18 protein-coding genes are annotated in these 18,840 nt (G+C 74.2%); 8 read left to right on the top strand and 10 right to left on the bottom strand.

Translation table 11 applies throughout. The annotated features are described in order from the left end of the window. Window positions 1-3 precede the first annotated feature (3 nt). From ACIQ6R_RS33485 to ACIQ6R_RS33470, 4 genes are all read right to left on the bottom strand, one after another. Window positions 4-642, bottom strand: coding sequence for a hypothetical protein (locus ACIQ6R_RS33485; protein ID WP_404225506.1), 639 nt, complete (start codon window positions 640-642; stop codon window positions 4-6). Window positions 643-1,310: 668 nt separating this feature from the next. After that, on the bottom strand, window positions 1,311-2,135 hold the full coding sequence (locus tag ACIQ6R_RS33480) for a rod shape-determining protein (protein WP_404225504.1): 825 nt from the start codon (window positions 2,133-2,135) through the stop codon (window positions 1,311-1,313). Then, window positions 2,132-2,512 (bottom strand): TraR/DksA family transcriptional regulator, encoded by a 381-nt coding sequence (locus tag ACIQ6R_RS33475; protein ID WP_404225678.1) that lies wholly within the window; start codon window positions 2,510-2,512, stop codon window positions 2,132-2,134. Before ACIQ6R_RS33475 ends, ACIQ6R_RS33480 begins: the two co-directional genes overlap by 4 nt. 77 nt (window positions 2,513-2,589) lie before the next feature. After that, complete coding sequence (locus ACIQ6R_RS33470; protein ID WP_404225502.1) at window positions 2,590-2,916, bottom strand: TraR/DksA family transcriptional regulator; 327 nt, start codon at window positions 2,914-2,916, stop codon at window positions 2,590-2,592. 340 nt (window positions 2,917-3,256) lie between these two features. On the opposite strand from ACIQ6R_RS33470, the gene ACIQ6R_RS33465 reads away from it, so the two are divergent. The 4 genes from ACIQ6R_RS33465 (at window position 3,257) to secD (ending at window position 7,986) form a co-directional block, all read left to right on the top strand. Then, complete coding sequence (locus ACIQ6R_RS33465; RefSeq protein WP_404225676.1) at window positions 3,257-4,210, top strand: HAMP domain-containing sensor histidine kinase; 954 nt, start codon at window positions 3,257-3,259, stop codon at window positions 4,208-4,210. A 2-nt stretch (window positions 4,211-4,212) separates the two neighbouring features. Further along, window positions 4,213-4,926, top strand: a complete 714-nt coding sequence (locus ACIQ6R_RS33460; RefSeq protein WP_404172042.1) for a response regulator — start codon at window positions 4,213-4,215, stop codon at window positions 4,924-4,926. A gap of 182 nt (window positions 4,927-5,108) precedes the next feature. Continuing rightward, window positions 5,109-5,558 carry a hypothetical protein gene (locus ACIQ6R_RS33455; protein ID WP_404225500.1) on the top strand — a complete coding sequence of 150 codons (450 nt, stop codon included), beginning with the start codon at window positions 5,109-5,111 and terminating at the stop codon, window positions 5,556-5,558. 76 nt (window positions 5,559-5,634) lie between these two features. Continuing rightward, entirely contained in the window at window positions 5,635-7,986 is a 2,352-nt protein-coding gene (secD, locus tag ACIQ6R_RS33450) for a protein translocase subunit SecD (RefSeq protein WP_404225499.1), read from the top strand. Between the two features lie 35 nt (window positions 7,987-8,021). On the opposite strand, the gene ACIQ6R_RS33445 is transcribed toward secD, so the two are convergent. After that, window positions 8,022-8,828: a GntR family transcriptional regulator gene (locus ACIQ6R_RS33445; RefSeq protein WP_404225497.1), complete on the bottom strand. Its 807-nt coding sequence runs from the start codon at window positions 8,826-8,828 to the stop codon at window positions 8,022-8,024. A 167-nt stretch (window positions 8,829-8,995) separates the two neighbouring features. Between ACIQ6R_RS33445 and ACIQ6R_RS33440 the strand changes: the two genes are divergently transcribed. Then, complete coding sequence (locus ACIQ6R_RS33440; protein WP_404225495.1) at window positions 8,996-9,841, top strand: (2Fe-2S)-binding protein; 846 nt, start codon at window positions 8,996-8,998, stop codon at window positions 9,839-9,841. Between the two features lie 304 nt (window positions 9,842-10,145). Further along, window positions 10,146-11,198, top strand: a complete 1,053-nt coding sequence (locus ACIQ6R_RS33435) for a DUF2637 domain-containing protein (RefSeq protein ID WP_404172057.1) — start codon at window positions 10,146-10,148, stop codon at window positions 11,196-11,198. 64 nt (window positions 11,199-11,262) lie between these two features. Here ACIQ6R_RS33435 and ACIQ6R_RS33430 read toward each other — a convergent pair whose 3' ends face one another. From ACIQ6R_RS33430 to ACIQ6R_RS33420, 3 genes are all read right to left on the bottom strand, one after another. Continuing rightward, window positions 11,263-11,661, bottom strand: coding sequence for an ATP-binding protein (locus ACIQ6R_RS33430; RefSeq protein WP_404225494.1), 399 nt, complete (start codon window positions 11,659-11,661; stop codon window positions 11,263-11,265). 115 nt (window positions 11,662-11,776) lie between these two features. Next, complete coding sequence (locus ACIQ6R_RS33425; protein WP_404225492.1) at window positions 11,777-13,519, bottom strand: pyruvate dehydrogenase; 1,743 nt, start codon at window positions 13,517-13,519, stop codon at window positions 11,777-11,779. 28 nt (window positions 13,520-13,547) lie between these two features. Beyond that, window positions 13,548-15,020, bottom strand: a complete 1,473-nt coding sequence (locus tag ACIQ6R_RS33420) for a protein phosphatase 2C domain-containing protein (protein WP_404225490.1) — start codon at window positions 15,018-15,020, stop codon at window positions 13,548-13,550. 294 nt (window positions 15,021-15,314) lie between these two features. On the opposite strand from ACIQ6R_RS33420, the gene ACIQ6R_RS33415 reads away from it, so the two are divergent. Then, entirely contained in the window at window positions 15,315-16,298 is a 984-nt protein-coding gene (locus ACIQ6R_RS33415; protein WP_404225488.1) for a helix-turn-helix domain-containing protein, read from the top strand. 73 nt (window positions 16,299-16,371) lie between these two features. Continuing rightward, window positions 16,372-16,854, top strand: coding sequence for a DUF456 domain-containing protein (locus ACIQ6R_RS33410; RefSeq protein WP_404225486.1), 483 nt, complete (start codon window positions 16,372-16,374; stop codon window positions 16,852-16,854). Here the strand turns inward: ACIQ6R_RS33410 and ACIQ6R_RS33405 are convergent. Then, complete coding sequence (locus ACIQ6R_RS33405) at window positions 16,851-17,396, bottom strand: methylated-DNA--[protein]-cysteine S-methyltransferase (protein ID WP_404225484.1); 546 nt, start codon at window positions 17,394-17,396, stop codon at window positions 16,851-16,853. The two genes, ACIQ6R_RS33410 and ACIQ6R_RS33405, sit on opposite strands and share 4 nt — an antisense overlap. Next, window positions 17,393-18,823 carry a bifunctional transcriptional activator/DNA repair enzyme AdaA gene (locus tag ACIQ6R_RS33400; protein WP_404225482.1) on the bottom strand — a complete coding sequence of 477 codons (1,431 nt, stop codon included), beginning with the start codon at window positions 18,821-18,823 and terminating at the stop codon, window positions 17,393-17,395. Before ACIQ6R_RS33400 ends, ACIQ6R_RS33405 begins: the two co-directional genes overlap by 4 nt. Window positions 18,824-18,840 lie beyond the last annotated feature (17 nt).

The following is an 18,840-nucleotide window of genomic DNA, read 5'->3' as shown; positions in this document are numbered from 1 at the left end:
CGTTCACGGGGACCTGCTCCAGCGCGGGGCCGTGGCGGTCCAGGCGGCGTCCCACCCGGCGAGGTTGCGCCGTTGCAGCACGAGACCGGTGGCCCCGTGGGCGGCGAGGCCGGTGAGGACGACGCCCAGGAAGGCGAGGATCGCCCAGCCCATCGTGCGGCTGCGGATCTGCTCCGAGGTCAGCGGCGGCTCGGTGACCTCCCCCGCCGTGTCGACCCAGACGAGGACGGTGCTGTCCGCGGGCAGCCCCGGCTCGACGTCGGTCTTCCCGGTCCGCGCCGCTCCGTCCGGACCGGTGAACCGGACCTCGACCGGATACCGGGTCTTCTTCGCCTCGTCCGACCCCGGCTCGGGGTGGCGCGGGGCGTCGTGGACGAGGACGGCGGGGCGGTGGTCCCGGGTCCTGGCCTCCTGCTCGGCGGTGCTCCGGTAGTGACGGTAGGCGCTGTCACCGACCGCGAACATCGCCGCCGGGGCCGCCACCAGGACGGCGAGCAGAAGCCCGAGCGCCACCCACGCCCGCAGCCGGTCGGTACGGCGCCGCAGGGGGTTGCGCCGCCACCGCCACAGCAGGAGGTGCGGGTGTCGTCCGGGGGCGGGAACGTAGGGCGGTGGCTGGGCTCGCGGAATCTCACCGGCCACGGTGTGTCTCCTTCCAGGGTCGGGGCAGCCGGAACGGCGCCGTCGATGCCGGTCCGGCACCGACGGCGGATCGGGGGTCGGGCTCGGGACGCTCGACGGCACGGGGGGCTCAGGGTTGCGGCGGGGTGGGCGGTACGGCGGAAGGCCGGGCGGGCGCGGGGACGGGAGCGGTCGGTACGGCTGACGCCGGGCGGGCGTGGGGCGGGCGTGGGCGGGCGCGGGCGTGGGGCGGGCGCGGGCGTGGGGCGGGCTACGAGCGGCGCCCGTACGGCGACGAGGCCGACGCGGGGCCGACGGGCGGGGCAATGCTCGGCTCGTGCGGCGGAGCGGGTCGAGGGCGGGCAGGCGGCCGACGCTGGGCGGGCGGCGGACCGGGGGAGGTTGGGCGCGTCCGTTGCCAGTAAGGCGACGGACGTGAGGGCCGGGGGCGAACGGGTCTGGGGGGGGCGGCGTCGGTGTGCGTGCGGGTAGTACGGGGGCGGCGGGGCGTCCGTCGTGGGTGGCGGGTGCGTCCGGGCGGCCGCACGGGGGTGTGCCCGCCGCCGATGTCGGGGCGGCGCCGATGTCCGGGCGGCCGCATGGATGGCACCGCCGCCGATGTCCGGGCGGCGCCGATGTCCGGGCGGCACCATGGGCGTCACCGCCGTCGACGGCCGGGTGCCTCGGGGTCAGTGCGGGTGGTCGTCCGGTGGGCCCGTGCTCGCGGTCGGCGGGTGGGAGTGCGCGGTTTCCAGGAGCTTGGCGGCGCCTCGGACCGCGGCCGTGTGCGGGGCCGGCACCGCACGCAGAGGGGCGTGCAGCCCGGCCGCGAGGCGGCAGGTGATGTCGGGACGCAGGGCGCCCCCGCCCGCGAGCAGCGGGCCCCTGCTCAGGGCGTCGACGGTGAGGGACGTGTCGTCCTGCCGCAGCATCGAGGTCGTCATGTCGGCCACCGCCTCGGCGACCCGCGCGGCCGGGGTGGCGTCGTCGATGTCCCCCGTGCCCAGCGCGGTGCGGCGCGCGTCGAAGACGGCGCCGTCCACCAGGAGCACCACCTCGGTGAGGTGGGCGCCGATGTCGATCACGAGCAGCGGCCGGGACAGGTCCACGCCCGCCGCCAGAGCCACGGCCCGCGCGCTGGGGACGGTCAGCACACCGCGCGGGCGAAGCACCTCCACCGCTGTACGGGCCTCGGTCCGGTAGGCGAACCCGTCCAGCACCGGCGCGGTCACCACGACCAGGGGACGGGCGAAGCGGGGCAGGCGGTGGCCCAGCAGCCGGTCGAGCATCCGGGCCGTGCCCTGGGTGTCGACGATGGAGCCGCGCTGGATGGGGTACACCGCACCGGCGCCGGGGAAGGTCACCGTCGGCACGTCGAGGATCATTCCGCGCCCGGAGACCCAGGCGCGGGTACGGGCGCTGCCCATGTCGAGGGCGACGCCGCCGCACTGCCGGCACAGCGGCCACGGCCGGTGCCGGGCGAGGCCGGCCCGGGGCCGGCGGACCACGGTCATCGGCCGGCCTCCCGCACCTGCTGGCATCGAGCGCAGTAGCGGGCCTGCGGCACGATCACCAGGCGCTCGCGGTCGATGGGGCGCCGGCACAGATGGCAGCGGCCGTAACGGCCCTCGGCCATGCGTTCGAGCGCCGCTTCCACGTCGGCGAGGACCATGCGCGCGGAAGCCGCGAGTTCGGCCCGCACCTCGGTCTGCGCGGCGGACCGCCGCGGGACCGGCTCGTCGGTGCGGGCCGGGACGTTCGCGATCTGCCGCAGCTGCTCCTCGCGGAACAGCCGCTGCTCGTGGAGGCTGTCCCGGAGCACGGCGAGGTCCTCCGGCGACAGGGACGACAGCCGCGTGCCACGGTCGCCGATGATCTGGTTGTTCACCACTTCACCCACTTCACCCACTTCACCCCTCGGGCGGGGTGGGAGACGAAGACTGGACGGACGGACGGACGGGCGGTCGGTCAGGCGGCGGCGCGGCGCTGGCAGGCGACGCAGTACCGCGTGTAGGGGAGGATCTCCAGGCGCTCCCCCGGGACGGGCTTGCGGCAGCCCAGGCAGGTGCCGTAGGTGCCGTCGTCGATACGGGCGAAGGCCTCCTCGATCTCCTTGAGCACCCGCTCGATGGCGCCCTTCTGCGCGGACATCAGCTGGTCGTCCGCCTGGCCGCTCTCTCCGAGGGCCCGCAGTTGGGTCATGCGGGTGTTGCGGGCGTGTTCGAGACGCTGGCGCGCCTCGTGGGCGGTCAGCCGCTCGGGGCGGGGTTCGATGCGGGAGGCGTCGGGCGACACGGTGAGTCCTTCTCTCGGGAAGTTCTGCGGGTATGACGAGAGCCGGGCCGATCGGACCCGGTCGTCCTCCACCTTGGCCGTGCCGTCGGGGGAAACCCATCGGGCGCGGGCCCCATTTGCCAGGGGGCAAGGGATCCACTCGGCGGCGCGCGGCGGCGGCCGTATGGGTGTGGCGCGACGCGGAAATGGGGGTCGGACCCCATCGACCCGGCGGCGGCGGACGGGAGAAGCTGGTCGCTTGCTCGGTCGCGACCTGGGCCGCAGCTCCCACCGAGGGTGCGCGATGGCCGACAGTAGAGGCGTACCAGTCGACGCGTCGCAGAAGGAGGCGTACCCCCCGGTGTCCCTGTTCTGGCGGATCTTCGGGCTCAACGCGGTGGTGCTGGGCTTCGCCACGGCACTGCTGCTGTGGGCTCCGGTGACCGTCTCCGTGCCGGTCCTGCTGACCGAGGCCGTCATCCTGGTGGGCGGCCTCGGCGTCATGCTGGTGGCCAACGGCGCCCTGCTGCGCTGGGGTCTGGCACCGCTGGACCGGCTCACGAAGCTGATGACCACCGTCGACCTGCTGCGCCCCGGCCAGCGACTTCCGGTGTCCGGCGGCGGTGAGATCCCGGAGCTGATCCGCACCTTCAACGCCATGCTCGACCGGCTGGAGCACGAGCGGGCTACGAGCACCGCCCGCGTCCTTCTCGCCCAGGAGGAGGAACGGCGCCGTATCGCGCAGGAGCTGCACGACGAGGTCGGGCAGAGCATGACCGCGATCCTGCTGGTCCTGGGGCGTGCCGCGGACGACGCCGACCAGCCGCTGCGCGACGAGCTGCAGCAGGCGCAGGAGATCACCCGGGAGAGCCTCGACGAGGTCCGCCGCCTGGTGCGCCGGCTGCGGCCCGGCGTCCTGGACGACCTCGGCCTGATCAGCGCGCTGTCCTCGCTGACGCACGACTTCGCCACCCACACCGGGCTGCGGGTGGTGCGGCGTTTCGACGCCGATCTGCCCGCCCTGGACCCCGAGACCGAGCTGGTCCTCTACCGCGTCGCGCAGGAGAGCCTGACCAACGCCGCCCGGCACGCGGACGCCCGGCGGCTGGAGGTGAGCCTCGGCCCCGCCGCCGGGGCGGTGACGCTCGCCATCGCCGACGACGGCCGCGGCATCGAGGCGGCGTGCGAGGGCGCCGGTATCCGCGGCATGCGCGAACGGGCCCTGCTCATCGGGGCCGCCCTCGACATCACCTCGGCACCCGGCGCCGGCACCCGCATCCGGCTCACCGCACCCGTCCCCAGGAAGCAGCCGTGACCATGTCCGACCCCTCCCTGCCCGACTCCACCGCGTCCGGCCCGGCAGCGGCGCCCAGGTCCGATCCGCAGAGGATCCGCATCCTGCTCGCCGACGACCACGCGCTGGTACGCCGGGGCGTGCGGCTCATCCTCGACCGGGAGCCGGACCTCGAGGTGGTCGCCGAGGCCGGGGACGGCGCGGAGGCCATCGACATGGCGCGGGCGCACGCCGTCGACCTTGCCGTGCTGGACATCGCGATGCCGCGCCTGACCGGTCTGCAGGCCGCCCGGGAGCTGGCCGCGCTGAAGCCGGGGCTGCGCATCCTGATGCTGACGATGCACGACAACGAGCAGTACCTGTTCCAGGCGCTGAAGTCGGGGGCCTGCGGGTACGTGCTGAAGTCCGTCGCCGACCGCGATCTGGTCGCCGCCTGCCGGGCCGCGATGCGCGACGAGCCCTTCCTGTACCCGGGTGCGGTGACCGCGCTGATCCGCAACTACCTCGACCGGGTCCGGCACGGCGAGGAGAGTGCCGACCACATCCTCACGCCCCGCGAGGAGGAGGTCCTCAAGCTCGTCGCCGAGGGCCACTCCTCGAAGGAGATCGCCGAGATCCTCTTCATCAGCATCAAGACGGTCCAGCGGCACCGGGCCAACCTGCTGCAGAAGCTCGGTCTGCGCGACCGCCTGGAACTGACCCGCTACGCCATCCGGGCCGGACTCATCGAACCCTGACGAGTCCTGACGGCCCCCGGACCGTCCCTCCGAACCGCCCGAGGCTCTGACCGCCACTCCCCGGCCGGAGCCCCGGGCCTCCTCCCCGCCCTGCCGTCCGATCACCACCACGCATCACCCACCACACCTCATCCACAACGCCTCGCTCACCACGCCTCACCCACAATGAAAGGGGACGGTGCATGCGCCCCGCACGTCGCACCGCCCCCGCACAACGCACCGCCCCCGCCCTCGCCCCCGCCCCGGGGCACCGGCTCGCGGCGGCGCTCACCGCGCTGCTGGCCGTTCTGCTGACCCTGGCCCCGGCATGGCCCGCGGCCGGCACGGGCATCGCCGTCCCCGTCCCGGGGGCCGCCCCGGTGCCCGCGGCGACGACCGTCCCGCACCCGGACAGCGGCTACCACGCCGACGACGGCTGCTCCACCACCTGCGCCGCCCAGGCCCGGGCCCGGCACGACCATCTCGGTGAACGTCCGGCACCGCCGGACCGCCTCGCCACCACCCCGCGCACCTCGGGCACCGCCCCGGCCGCCCGCGGGTGGACCTCGGCCGTGCCCGGCCCCCTGCCCGTCTCCCCCGGCCGTACGAACCACGACCGCGGGCGGGCTCCTCCCGTCTCCTCCGGCACCTGAGACATCCCGTCCTTTCACCGTTCTTCGCCGCGGCCGCGCTGGGCCGCTGCCGCGGCGTGCCCGCCGGAGGCCCGTGTTGAAACGTTCTCGTCCCCGCTCCCGAGCCCACTCCCTGAAGGGACGTGCGCTCGTCGCCCTGCTCGTGATGGCCGGGGCCGTGGCCATCGCCCTGACCATGCCGATCCGCCTCGGACTCGACCTGCGCGGCGGCACCCAGATCGTGCTGGAGACCAAGTCCACCGCCACCACCGAGGCCGACCGTGCGGCCACCGAGCGCACCGTGGAGGTGCTGCGCGGCCGTATCGACGCGCTCGGCGTCGCCGAGCCGACCATCGTCCGGTCCGGCGACAACCGCGTCGTCGTCGAACTGCCCGGCGTACAGGATCCGAAGAAGGCGGCCGACGTACTGGGCCGCACCGCGCAGCTCACGGTCCACTCGGTGCTCGGCCCGGCCGAGGCCGCCGGGAACGAAGCCGGGAACGACGCCGAGGACCCGTCCGGCACGGACGCCGAGCTTGTCCTGCCGGACGAGTCCGGTCAGTCCCTCCGGCTGGAGGCCGCCACGCTGACCGGGCAGGACGTCAAGGGCGCCGACGCCCGCTTCGACCAGCAGGGCGGGGCCGGGTGGCACGTCACCGTCGACTTCAAGGACGCGGGCAGCGACCGCTGGGCCGAGGTGACCGGCGAAGCCGCCTGTCACCCGGCCGGCGACCCGCGGCGCCGGGTCGCCATCGTGCTCGACAACAAGATCATCTCCTCGCCGCAGGTCGACCCCGCCGTGGCCTGCGGGGCGGGCATCGCCGGCGGCTCCACCCAGATCACCGGCTCTTTCGACGACGCCGAGGCCCGCGAACTGGCGCTGCTCGTCAAGGGCGGTGCCCTGCCCGTACCGGTGGAGACCATCGAGCAGCGCACCATCGGCGCCACCCTGGGCGACGAGGCGATCTCGGCCGGCGCCTGGGCCGCGGTCATCGGCACCGCGCTGACCGGGCTGTTCATCATCGTCGCCTACCGGCTGATGGGTGCCCTCGCGACCGTGGCACTGCTCTGCTACGGCGTGATCTCCTACGCCGCCCTGGCCGCGATCGGCGCCACCCTGACCCTGCCCGGCCTGGCCGGCTTCGTCCTGTCCATCGGCATGGCGGTGGACGCCAACGTCCTCGTGTTCGAACGCGCCCGCGAGGAACAGGCCGCCCGTACCCGCCCGAGCACACGCTCTTCACTGACCGCCGGTTTCCGCGGCGCCTTCAGCGCGATCGCCGACTCCAACGTCACCACGCTGATCGCCGCTGCCCTGCTGTTCTTCCTGGCCTCGGGTCCGGTGAAGGGCTTCGGCGTCACGCTGGGCATCGGCGTCCTGGCCTCCATGGTCAGTGCCCTGGTGATCACCCGGGTGCTCGCCGAGTTCGCCGCGAGCCGCCCCTCGGTCTTCCGCCGCCCGCACATCACCGGCATCTCGACCACCGGCCCGGTCCGGGACGCCCTGCTGCGCCGCGACCCGTTCCTGATGCGCCGCCCGCGCCGCTGGCTGGCCGCCTGCGCGGTCGTCCTCGTGGCGGCCGGCTCCGGCATCCTGGTCCGGGGCCTCGACTTCGGCATCGAGTTCACCGGCGGACGGCTCATCGAGTACTCCACGGCCACCCAGGTCGACGCCGACCGGGCCCGGGACGCCCTCGCCGACGCGGGCTTCCCCCGCGCCGTGGTCCAGTCCTCCGGTGACAGCGACCTCACGGTGCGCACCGAGAAGCTGACCAACACCGAGGCGGAGACCGTCACCAAGGTCATCGGCGAGCTGGGCGGCGGGACGGAGAAGGTCCGCGACGAGCTGATCGGCCCCAGTCTGGGCGCGGAACTGCGCAAGGACGCCCTGATCGCGCTGGGCCTGGCCCTGGGCGCCCAGTTGCTGTATCTCGCCGTCCGCTTCCGGCTGCTGTTCGGCACCGCGGCGGTCGGCGCGCTCGCCCACGACGTGGTGATCCTGGTCGGGGTGTTCGCCTGGCTCGGCAAACCGATCGACGGGGTGTTCCTGGCCGCACTGCTGACCGTGATCGGCTACTCGGTCAACGACTCGGTGGTCCTCTTCGACCGCATCCGGGAGCTGCTCGGCGGCAAGGAGCGGAAGACGGCGTTCGCCCGGCTCACCAACCAGGCGATCCTGCAGACCCTGCCACGCACGGTCAACACGGGCATGGGCGCGGTCCTCATCCTCGCCTCGCTGGCCGTCCTCGCCGACGACTCGCTCACCGACTTCGCCCTCGCGCTGCTGATCGGCGTGGGGGTCGGCACGTACTCCTCGGTGTTCACCGCCTCTCCGCTGGCCATCGAGATGTACGACCGCGGGTCCGGGTCCCGACCCGCACGCCGCACGGGACGGACCGCGGAGAAGAAGGTGCCGGCGAGCCGCGCGGAACGGCAGGAGGTCCCGTAGGAAGCCCGTAGGGGGTCGCGCCCGCGTCGTCGCGCTCAGCGCGCCTCGCCGAAGTGCTCCCCCACCAGGGTCCGCACCAGGTCCGGGTCGCCGGCGATCAGCGCGTCCAGCAGCGCCGTGTGCTCGTGCGCGTCGGCGATCAGGTCGGCCCGCCCCCGCACCGCGGGGGCGCCGGCCGGCGGCCACTGGGCGCGGCGGTGCAGGTCACCGGCGATCCGGACGAGCTGGTCGTTGCCGGCCAGGGCGAGCACCGCGCGGTGGAAGGCACGGTCGGCCTCGGCGTACGTGGCCGGGCAGCCGGACGACGCGGCCCGGACGGTGGCCTCGGCGAGGGGGCGCAGTTCGGCCCAGCGCTCGGCGGGCACCGTGCGGGCCAGGCGGAGCAGCACGGGGACCTCGATCAGGGCCCGGACCTCGGCGAGCTCGGCCAGCTCCCGGTCGCCGCGCTCGACGACGCGGAAGCCGCGGTTGGGGACGACCTCGACGGCGCCCTCCAGGGCGAGCTGCTGCATGGCCTCCCGAACGGGCGTGGCCGAGACGCCGAAGCGGTCGCCGAGCGCGGGCGCCGAGTAGACCTCGCCGGGCCGCAGCTCGCCGGAGACCAGGGCGGTGCGCAGGGCGTCGAGTACCTGCCCGCGCACGGAGGAACGCTGGACGAGGGCGCGCGGCCGGGGCGGGGGAGGTTCGCTGTGCGTGTGCTCGCCGCGCGCGGCCCCGGCCGGTTCCACGGCCCCGCGTGCCCTGTCCCGGTCCGCGTCCGAGGCGCCCGGCTGCGCCGGAACCCGCACCGACGCGACCGATCCGATCCCCGTCCCCGCGGGACCCTGCGCGCTCGGCTTCACGGGGCCTCCTGTGGGACGTGTCGGTACTTGGGGTCATTACGGCGGGTTGTCACTTGTCCGTCAAGCACCATAAGGGCATGGGCCGCCAGTTCAAATCCCAAGGATCTTCGGTAAGGTAAGGCTTACCTCAAGCAGCCCGTTGCTCCGACGTGGATCGGTGGTCCCGCATGCCTGTCACCCGCTCGGCCTTCACGGACGCCTACGCGCGCCTGTCCGAGGTCCTTCCGGGACTGGGCGTCAGCGAGCTGGACACGGCCGGCGAGGTGCCGCGCGGCGGCGGATGGGTCGCGGCCGGCGCGCTCGCCTCGGGCGGGGCGGAACTGGAGGCGTTCCTCGCCTGGGACGACGCCCAGGTGATCCGGGACTACGGACAACGGGCCCGGCCGGACGTGGTCGCCAGCTTCGGACTGCACCGCTACGCGTGGCCGGCCTGTCTGCTGATCACCGTGCCGTGGTTCCTGCACCGCAGGGTCCCCCGCTACCCCGTGACCCATGTCGCCTACGACCGCTCCGCCGCCGGCCTCCCGCTCGGCCGCATGGCCGTGCGGCCGAGCGGCTTCGCCTGCCTGCCCGGCGACCCGGCCGCCGCGCTGCCCGGCGCCCGCGTGGTCGCCGACGAGGAGGCGCTGCGGGCCGAGGTGCGCGCCGCGGTCGCCGAGCACATGGAGCCGGTGCTGGCGGGGTTCGGGCCGCGCATGCGGCGGCGCGGCCGCGCCCTGTGGGGCATGGCGACCGACGAGGTCGTCGAGGGCCTGTGGTACGTCGCTCACCTGCTCGGCGAGCAGGAGCGGGCGCGGCACGAACTGGAGCTGCTGCTGCCGGGCGCGACCAAGCCCTACGTCGGCAAGGCCGCGTTCCGCGAGCTGACCGGGCCGGACGGCGAGCCGCTGCACACCCGGGACCGGGCGAGCTGCTGCATGTTCTACACACTGCGCCCCGAGGACACCTGCGCCACCTGCCCGCGCACCTGTGACGCGGACCGCGTCAACAAGCTCCTCGCCGCCGCGGGTTGAGCCTCTCGCCGCCGCGTCACCGCCGCACTCACGCGCCGCGAACCCCCAAGATCATCGGCTAAGCTCACCGACGGCGTTTCACAACTCCCTCACGGGTCGCGGGAACTTTCCGTGGAACCACTCGTACGGGTAGTCTTATTCGAACTCAACTCCCGCCCATCACGCGGCAGTTCGAGCAGAACGCCGCCCTGGGCATCCCCTCACACTCCCTTGGCTGCCTCTTGCCTCGAAACCCCCTGAGGGCCGCTGGGTTTGGGCCACCATGGCGGGCGTTACGCCCTATCCCAATGCAAGGGACCCCCAGATGAGATTGACCGACATATCGCTGAACTGGCTGCTTCCGGGCGCCGTGCTGCTCCTGGGCATGCTGGCGGCGGTGGCGGTGCTCGCGCGCGGCAAGCGTTCCTCGGGGAAGGACGCGGGCGCTGACGACTCGTGGGAGCGCATGGAGGAGCGCCGCAGGCGCAAGGAGGCCCTCTACGGCACCTTCTCCTATGTCCTGCTCTTCTGCTGCGCCGCGGTCGCCGCGGCGCTCTCCTTCCACGGTCTGGTCGGCTTCGGCGAGCAGAACCTCGGCCTGAGCGGCGGCTGGCAGTACCTGGTCCCGTTCGGGCTCGACGGAGCGGCGATGTTCTGCTCCGTCCTCGCGGTGCGCGAGGCCAGCCACGGTGACGCGGCGCTCGGCTCCCGCATACTCGTGTGGACGTTCGCCTTCGCGGCGGCGTGGTTCAACTGGGTGCACGCGCCCCGCGGCATCGGTCACGCGGGCGCCCCGCACTTCTTCGCGGGCATGTCCCTGTCGGCGGCGGTGCTGTTCGACCGGGCCCTGAAGCAGACCCGCCGGGCCGCCCTGCGCGAGCAGGGCCTGGTGCCGCGTCCGCTGCCGCAGATCCGCATGGTGCGCTGGCTGCGGGCCCCCCGGGAGACGTACCGCGCCTGGTCGCTGATGCTCCTGGAGGGCGTGCGCAGCCTCGACGAGGCGGTCGAGGAGGTGCGCGACGACATGCGCAAGAAGGAGGAGAAGAAGCTGCGGCGGCGCGAGCAGGAGCGTCTGGAGCGGGCGCAGTTGAAGGCGATCAGCCGGGGCCACGGCCCGCGCGGCTTCCCCGGTCGGGGCGGCCGGCAGGTCGAGGTCGAGGTGCAGCAGGTGGAGCGGGGCACCGAGCGCGCCACCGCGGAGCCTGCCATATCCACCCCGGAGCCCCTGCCCGTCGGCCGGCGTCCCTCCCTGCAGCCGGTACGCCACGGAAGTGACCCGGTCACGGTCGACCTCACCGCGGAGGACGACACCCAGGCCCTGCCGCGCCTGGACTCCCTGGAGCGCAAGCTCAAGGACCTGGAGCAGCAGTTCGGCTAGAGCCGCTGGAGCGGTGGTTCGGCCGGAACTGGAGGAGGTGTGAGGCGCCGGGGCTCCCGGCGCCTCAGGCGGCCTCGGCGTCCAGTTCGAACCAGACCGACTTTCCCGCCTCGCAGGGCCGCACGCCCCAGTCGTCGGCGAGGGACCGCACCAGGAGCAGGCCTCTTCCGTTGGTGCTCTCCTCCGGTTCCGGGGCGCGCGGCCGGGGCAGCCGGCCGACGAAGTCCCGCACCTCGACCCGCAGCGCGCGCGGTCCGATCGTGGCGGTCAGGACGGCGCCTTCGTCGGTGTGGACGAGCGCGTTGGTGACCAGCTCGCTGGTGAGCAGCTCCGCGACGTCCGACCGCCCGGGGCCTCCCCAGTGCCGCAGCAGCTCACGCAGGGCGCGCCGGGCCTCGGGCACCGCCCGCAGGTCCGCCCGCCCCAGCCGTCGACTGAGCTGTGGTGCCGTCTGTCCCTTCATGTCCCCCGTCCGCGTACCGATGTCGTTTCCCCTCCTGTTCGAACGCCTTCACGGGGAAGCCTTGCCCGTTCGGACCCCCGGCAGTCATGTCGATTCGCGCCGGCCATGGCGCCGGTCACGGTCGCGGCACGTTGCGCAGGTTCGAGCGGGCCATCTGGAGCATGCGTCCGACACCGCCGTCCAGCACGATCTTCGAGGCGGACAGGGCGAAGCCGGTGACCATGTCGGCGCTGATCTTCGGCGGGATGGACAGGGCGTTGGGGTCGGTGACGATGTCGACGAGGGCGGGCCCCTTGTGCTTGAACGCGGCCTTCAGCGCCCCGGCCAGCTCCTTGGGCTTCTCCACCCGCGCCCCGAAGGCACCGCAGGCCTCGGCGACGGCGGCGAAGTCGGGGTTGACGTTGGCCACGCCGTGCGAGGGCAGGCCCGCGACCAGCATCTCCAACTCGACCATGCCGAGCGAGGAGTTGTTGAAGAGGACGACCTTCACCGGCAGATCGTGCTGGACGAGGGTGAGGAAGTCGCCCATCAGCATGGTGAACCCGCCGTCGCCGGACATCGAGACGACCTGCCGGCGCCGGTCGGTGAACTGGGCGCCGATCGCCATCGGCAGCGCGTTCGCCATCGAGCCGTGCGAGAAGGAACCGATGATGCGGCGCCGCCCGTTGGGTGAGATGTAGCGGGCGGCCCAGACATTGCACATGCCGGTGTCGACGGTGAACACCGCGTCGTCGTCGGCCATCTCGTCGAGCACGGCGGCGACGTACTCGGGATGGATCGGCACGTGCTTGTCGACCTTGCGGGTGTACGCCTTGACCACGCCCTCCAGCGCGTCCGCGTGCTTCTTGAGCATCCGGTCGAGGAAGCGGCGGCTCTTCTTCTCCTTCACCCGCGGGATCAGGCAGCGCAGCGTCTCCTTCGCGTCGCCCCACACCGCGAGGTCCAGCTTGGAACGGCGGCCGAGGTGCTCGGGCCGGACGTCGATCTGGGCGATCTTCACGTCGTCGGGCAGGAAGGCGTTGTACGGGAAGTCCGTGCCGAGCAGGATCAGCAGGTCGCACTCGTGGGTGGCCTCGTAGGCGGCGCCGTAGCCGAGCAGGCCGCTCATGCCCACGTCGTACGGGTTGTCGTACTGGATCCACTCCTTGCCGCGCAGGGCGTGCCCCACCGGCGACTTGACCCGCCCGGCGAACTCCATGACCTCGGCGTGCGCGCCCGCCGTGCCGGCGCCGCAGAACAGGGTGACCTTGTCGGCGTCGTCGATCATCCGCACCAGCCGGTCGATCTCCTCGTCGCCGGGGCGGACGGTCGGCCGGGAGGTGACGAGTGCCGTCTCGGCGGCCTTCTCCGGCGCCGGCTCGTCCGCGATGTCGCCGGGCAGGGAGACGACGCTGACGCCGCCCTGGCCGACCGCGTGCTGGATGGCGGTCTGGAGCAGCCTCGGCATCTGCTTCGGGCTGGAGATCAGCTCGCTGTAGTGGCTGCACTCGCGGAAGAGCTGGTCGGGGTGGGTCTCCTGGAAGAAGCCGAGACCGATCTCGCTGGAGGGGATCTGCGAGGCGAGGGCGAGGACGGGGGCCATCGAGCGGTGCGCGTCGTAGAGGCCGTTGATGAGATGGAGGTTGCCCGGGCCGCAGGAGCCCGCGCACGCGGCCAGCCTCCCGGTGATCTGGGCCTCCGCTCCGGCGGCGAAGGCGGCGGTCTCCTCGTGCCGGACGTGCACCCAGTCGATGCCGGAGTGGCGGCGCACGGCGTCCACGACCGGGTTGAGGCTGTCGCCGACGACTCCGTAGAGGCGTTTGACTCCGGCGCGGGTGAGGATGTCGACGAACTGTTCCGCGACGTTCTGTTTGGCCATGGCTCCAGCTATGGCACAACGGGCGCCGTCACGCCTCCCAGACGGCGGCGGCCGTACGGTCGTCGGCGTAGCCCTTGACCCGAACGCGGCTGTCGGTGAGGAAGTCCGCCAGACCGGGCGGGGTGCGGCCGGCCCACCGCCGTGCCAGGAGTTCCCCCAGCTCGGGCTCGCTCAGCAGGGGTTCGGCGAGGCCCGTGGTGCACATCAGCAGCACGTCACCCGGGCGGGCTATGGAGGCCCGGAAGCGGAAGGGTTCGCGGGACGGCTCGGCGGGCGGTCCGTCGTACGGTCCGGGCGGTGTGGTGACGCCCAGGTCCATGGTGAGCCGGTCACCCTCGGGCGTCTCGTCCGGCGTCCCGTTCGGCGCCTCGCCCGGCCTCGCTCGCGGCGCCGAGCCGAACCCGAGGACGGGCTCACCGGCGACTTCGCCGACACCCGGTTCCATGTCCTGCCAGGCTCCGTCCCGCAGCCGGAGCAGGCCGCCCGCGCCGGCACCGAAGAAGACCCGGGTACGGCACTCCGGGTCGGCGGGCAGCAGCAGACAGCGCAGGGTGGCCGCGTACTCGTCCGGGGCCAGCCCCTGCTCGGCGGCGCCGGCCCGGAGCCTGCCGAGGCTGCGGTCGGTGAGGCGGTGCAGTCCGGACTTCAGCTCGCCGCGCCGGGCGGCCCGCAGGTCCTCGGCGAGCCGGGCGTGGCTGCGGCCCACGGCCCGGCCGATCCACTGGCACACCTCGGCGGCGGCGCGGTGCGCTCCCGCGGTCGCGCGGGCGCCGGTCGCCATCGCCACCAGGACCAGTGCCTGCTCCCCCGCGCCGAAGCGCGCGACGAGCAGCGCGTCGCGGCGCGGCTCGCCCCGGTACCGCGCGGAGTCCCCCCGTACGGAGACGGCCCGAAGCGTGCAGGTCCCGTACCGGGCACCGTCCAGCACCGTGTCCGCCACCAGTCCGTCGAGCCCATCGGGGTCCGCCGCCGGCAACGCGGTGGGCTCGGCGTCGTAGGTGGGCGGACCGGAGCCGACGTAGTCACGCGCGGCGGACGAGACCTCGCCGGCACCGTCCCGGAACGGCGCGGGCAGGGGCTCCGGAGGTTGCGAGGGGAGGAACGGCGGCGGGAGCGGGGGCAGGTCGGCGGTGGCCCGGGGTGGGGGCGGCAGGTTCGTGGCGGGGGGGTCGGTGAGGTCGGCGGGGCCGGTCCCCGAGGTGGTACGCCCACGCGGCCCAGCCCGGCGCCCGGCCGGCGACGGGGCGGGGGGCGACACGGGGGGCGGCACGGGGCCGGGCCGCTCCGCCGCTTGGCCGCGGTCTGCCGCGTCCGTGGGCGGTTCCGTGCCGTCCGCGGTGCCGTGGTCCGGGCGGCGGGCCACCGTCCCCGCCGCCGAGGCGAACCGGTCGTCCAGGGAATCGGGCGCGGCCGTGGGGCCGGTGTCGCCGGTGGAGTCGTCGTACAGCTGCCCCCACCAGTCGTCGTCACGACCGGTGGGTGTTCCCCCCTGCTGACTCATGCTCCTGATTGTCCACCGACGGAGCCGTAGGAAAACGGGGCATCCGGAAAATCCGGCGGACCGGCACCGCGACGGACGCCGTGTCGGGGGACGTGTCGAACACGTGTCGCGAGGTGGGGTGGCCGAGCGGTCCCACCCCCCACGGGAGAACCGCTCGGCGACGCCACCTTGGCAGAGTGACCGGCGGTACGGCGATGATGTCCGGAGGCGGGTTTGCGCCGTGGCCGTTTTCCGCCACGGACGGCTCGGCACGTTGTGGTGGTGAGGTTTGTTCTCGGGGAGGGACGACGCCTGATGCTGGGAGTGCTGGGGCTGGAGAACACGCACGAGTCGGCGTACCGGGCACTGGTGTCCCTGGGTGCGGCCGAGGTGCCCGATCTGGCCCGGCGGCTGGCGCTCGGCGAGCGGGACACGGAGCACGCGCTGCGCCGGCTGGAACAGAACGGGCTGGCGGCCCAGTCGTCGGCCCGCCCCGGCCGCTGGGTCGCCGCGCCGCCGGGGGTGGCCCTGGGCGCGCTGCTCACCCAGCAGCGGCACGAGCTGGAGAAGGCGGAGCTGGCGACGGCGCTGCTGGCCGAGGAGTACCGGGCGGCGGCGGCCGAGCCCGCGGTGCACGACCTGGTGGAGGTGGTGACCGGCGCCTCGGCGGTCGCCCAGCGCTTCCTCCAGCTCCAGCTGGGGGCGAGCGACGAGGTGTGCGCGCTGGTCACCGGCAACCCCGTCGCCGTCACCGGCATGGAGAACGACGCGGAGGAACAGGCGGCCGGACGCGGGGTCGGGTACCGGGTGGTGGTCGAGCGGACGGTACTGGACCTGCCCACCGGCATCACCGAGCTGACCGCCGCACTGGGCCGCGACGAGCAGGTGAGGGTCGTGGACCGGGTGCCGACCAAGCTGGTGATCGCCGACCGGGCCCTGGCCCTGGTCCCGCTCACGGCGCACTCCTCGGAGCCGGCCGCGCTGGTCGTGCACGCCAGTGGTCTGCTGGAACTGCTGTCGGGCCTGTTCGAGTCGGTGTGGCGGGACGCGCTGCCGCTGCGGCTCGGCGCCGCCGGCGTGAGCGAGCACGGCCCGGACGGGCCCGACGCCACCGACCTGGAGATCCTCTCCCTGCTGCTGGCCGGCCTGACCGACGCGAGCGTCGCCAAGCAGCTCGACCTGGGGCTGAGGACCGTACAGCGCCGGGTGAAGCGCCTGATGGAGCTGACGGGGGTCTCGACCCGGCTCCAGCTGGGCTGGCACGCGTACGAGCGGGACTGGGTGGCCCGGAAACGCTGACCCGGCCGCCGGCCGCCCCCGCCCGCTCCGCCCGACATCTGCGGACCGCGCCCGGCTGCTGCACGCTGGACAGATGGGAGCGTGGAACCTCCTGCTGTCCGGCCTGGTGATCCTGCTCGGGCTGTGCGGAGTACTGCTCCCCGGCATGCCCGGATCGTGGCTGGTGTGGGCCGGGGTCCTGTGGTGGGCGCTGAAGGATCCGCAGCCCCTCTCGTGGGCCGTGCTCGTCGGCGCCACGGTCGTGCTGCTCCTGTCCCAGGCGGTGCGCTGGACGCTGCCGCCCAGGCGGCTGGGCCGGGACGACGCCGGCCGCCGGATCACGGCGTACGCGGGCGCGGGCGCGTTCCTCGGCTTCGTCCTGGTCCCGGTGCTCGGCGCGATACCCGGCTTCATGGGCGGCATCTACCTCGCCGAACGGCTGCGGCTCGGCCGGCACGGCGAGGCGATGGCGGCCCTGCGGACCGCGATGCGCTCGGGCGGCACCGGTGTGCTGACGGAACTGTTCGCCTGCCTGCTGATCACCGGGGCGTGGCTGGGCGCGGTGCTGGCGGGCTAGCGGGCCGGTACGGTGCCCTCCAGGGTGAGCAGTCGCGTCTTGCGTTCCAGGCCGCCCGCGTAGCCCGTCAGGGAGCCGTCGGAGCCGATCACCCGGTGGCAGGGGCGCAGGATCAGCAGCGGGTTGGCGCCGATCGCGCCGCCGACGGCGCGTACCGCGGGCCGGGAGGCCCCGATGCGCGCGGCGATCTCGCCGTACGTGGTCGTCGCCCCGTAGGGCACGTCGTCCAGGGCCGCCCACACGCGCTCCCGGAAGGCGGTGCCCTCGGCGCGCAGCGGCAGCCGGAACTCCGTCAGCTCCCCGGCGAAGTAGGCGGCGAGCTGCTCCTCGGCCGCGCGGAACGGCCCGGCGTCGTGCCGCCAGCCCTCCTGGATGCTCCGGCCGCCCTTCTGCCCGGGCACGGAGAGGGAGGTGAGCGCGCCGTCCGGTCCGGCGGTGAGGAGCAGTGTGCCGACGGGGCTGTCCGTCTCGGTCCAGTACGTCGTGGTCGTGATGGGGTCGGTCGTGGTCATGGTGGTGGCCGTGGTCACGGTCGTGGTCATCGGTGCTCCCATTCTCCCGCTGCGCGCAGGTGGTTCAGGGCGTACGAGCGCCAGGGGCGCCAGGCGTCGGGGACGGTGCGGTCCGGCGGTGCGACGTCCGGGTCGCCGAGGGCGCGGGTGCGGATCACGGCGGCCGTGCGGGCGTCCACGCCGGGCACGGCGAGCAGCGCCTGCTCGGCGGCGTCCCGGTCGGCGCCCGGGTCCAGGCGTACGGCGCCGTCGGCGAGCGCGGCGGCGAGCGCGCCCAGGGTGCCGTCCGGCTCGGCCCCGGCGAGGACGGCCGGTTCGGGGAAGAGATGGGTGAGGGCCCCGCAGGGGGCGTCCAGCGTCTTGCCGTAGCGCTGGACCAGCCGCTCGGCCTCCGTCCGCCCGACCAGGGCTCGTACGGCGAGTTCGTCGGGGTCGGCGGCGCCCGGTGAGCGGAGCCCCGGGCGGGCGGCGACCAGCGGGGCCAGCCGGGGGTCGGCGCCGAGCCGCTCGTCCACGGCGTACGGGTCGGCGTCGAGGTCGAACAGCCGCCGCAGCCGCTGTACGGACGTGGTCAGGTCGCGCAGGTCGGTCAGGTGGAGGCGGGCGTCGAGCCAGCCGCCGCTGCCCGTCCCGGGCAGACCCGGCCGTTCGTCCACGGCGACGATCCCGGTGCCGTACGGCAGGCGCAGGGTGCGCCGGTAGACGCGGCGGCCCGGCCCGCCGCTCACCTCCTCGACTCCCGCGACGGCCTCCCGCTGGAGCAGGTCGAAGACGGGGCCGGCCTGGTAGGGGCCCCGGTGGGCGAGCCGCAGGGGGATACCGGCGGAGGGGGTGGCGGCGCGCCGGGAGGCCGCCCGGTCACGTGCGGGGGCGGCGGCGCGCAGTCCGCTCGGGGTGGCCGCGTACACGGCCCGGATCGTGTCGTTGAACTGCCGCACGCTGGCGAATCCCGACGCGAAGGCGATCTCGGTGACCGGCAGGCCGGTGGTCTGCAGCAGGACGCGCGCGGTGTGCGCCCGCTGGGCGCGGGCCAGGGCCACCGGCCCGGCGCCGAGCTCGGCGGTGAGCTGCCGCTGCACCTGGCGGGCGCTGTAGCCGAGCCGCCCGGCGAGTCCGGCGACGCCCTCGCGGTCGACGACGCCGTCCCCGATCAGCCGCATGGCCCGGCCGACGACGTCGGCGCGGACGTTCCAGTCCGCCGAGCCCGGCACGGCGTCCGGACGGCACCGCCGGCAGGCCCGGAATCCCGAGCCCTGCGCGGCGGCGGCCGTCGCGAAGAACCGCACGTTCCGCCGCTTCGGCGTGACCGCCGGGCAGCTGGGCCGGCAGTAGATGCCGGTCGTCTCGACGGCGAAGAAGAAGGCGCCGTCGAACCGGCCGTCCCGGCTGCGTACGGCCTCGTACCTGCTGTCCTCGTCCGTCGGGTGCTCCGCGGTCTTCGTCCCGTTTCCCGTCACGCCCTCCAGTCTCCGCC

This window comes from Streptomyces sp. NPDC096048, assembly GCF_044763415.1.
In the GTDB taxonomy this organism is placed as follows: Bacteria; Actinomycetota; Actinomycetes; order Streptomycetales; family Streptomycetaceae; genus Streptomyces.
The sequence above is the reverse complement of the archived record's forward strand: the minus strand, read 5'-3'. Positions and strand labels throughout refer to the sequence as shown.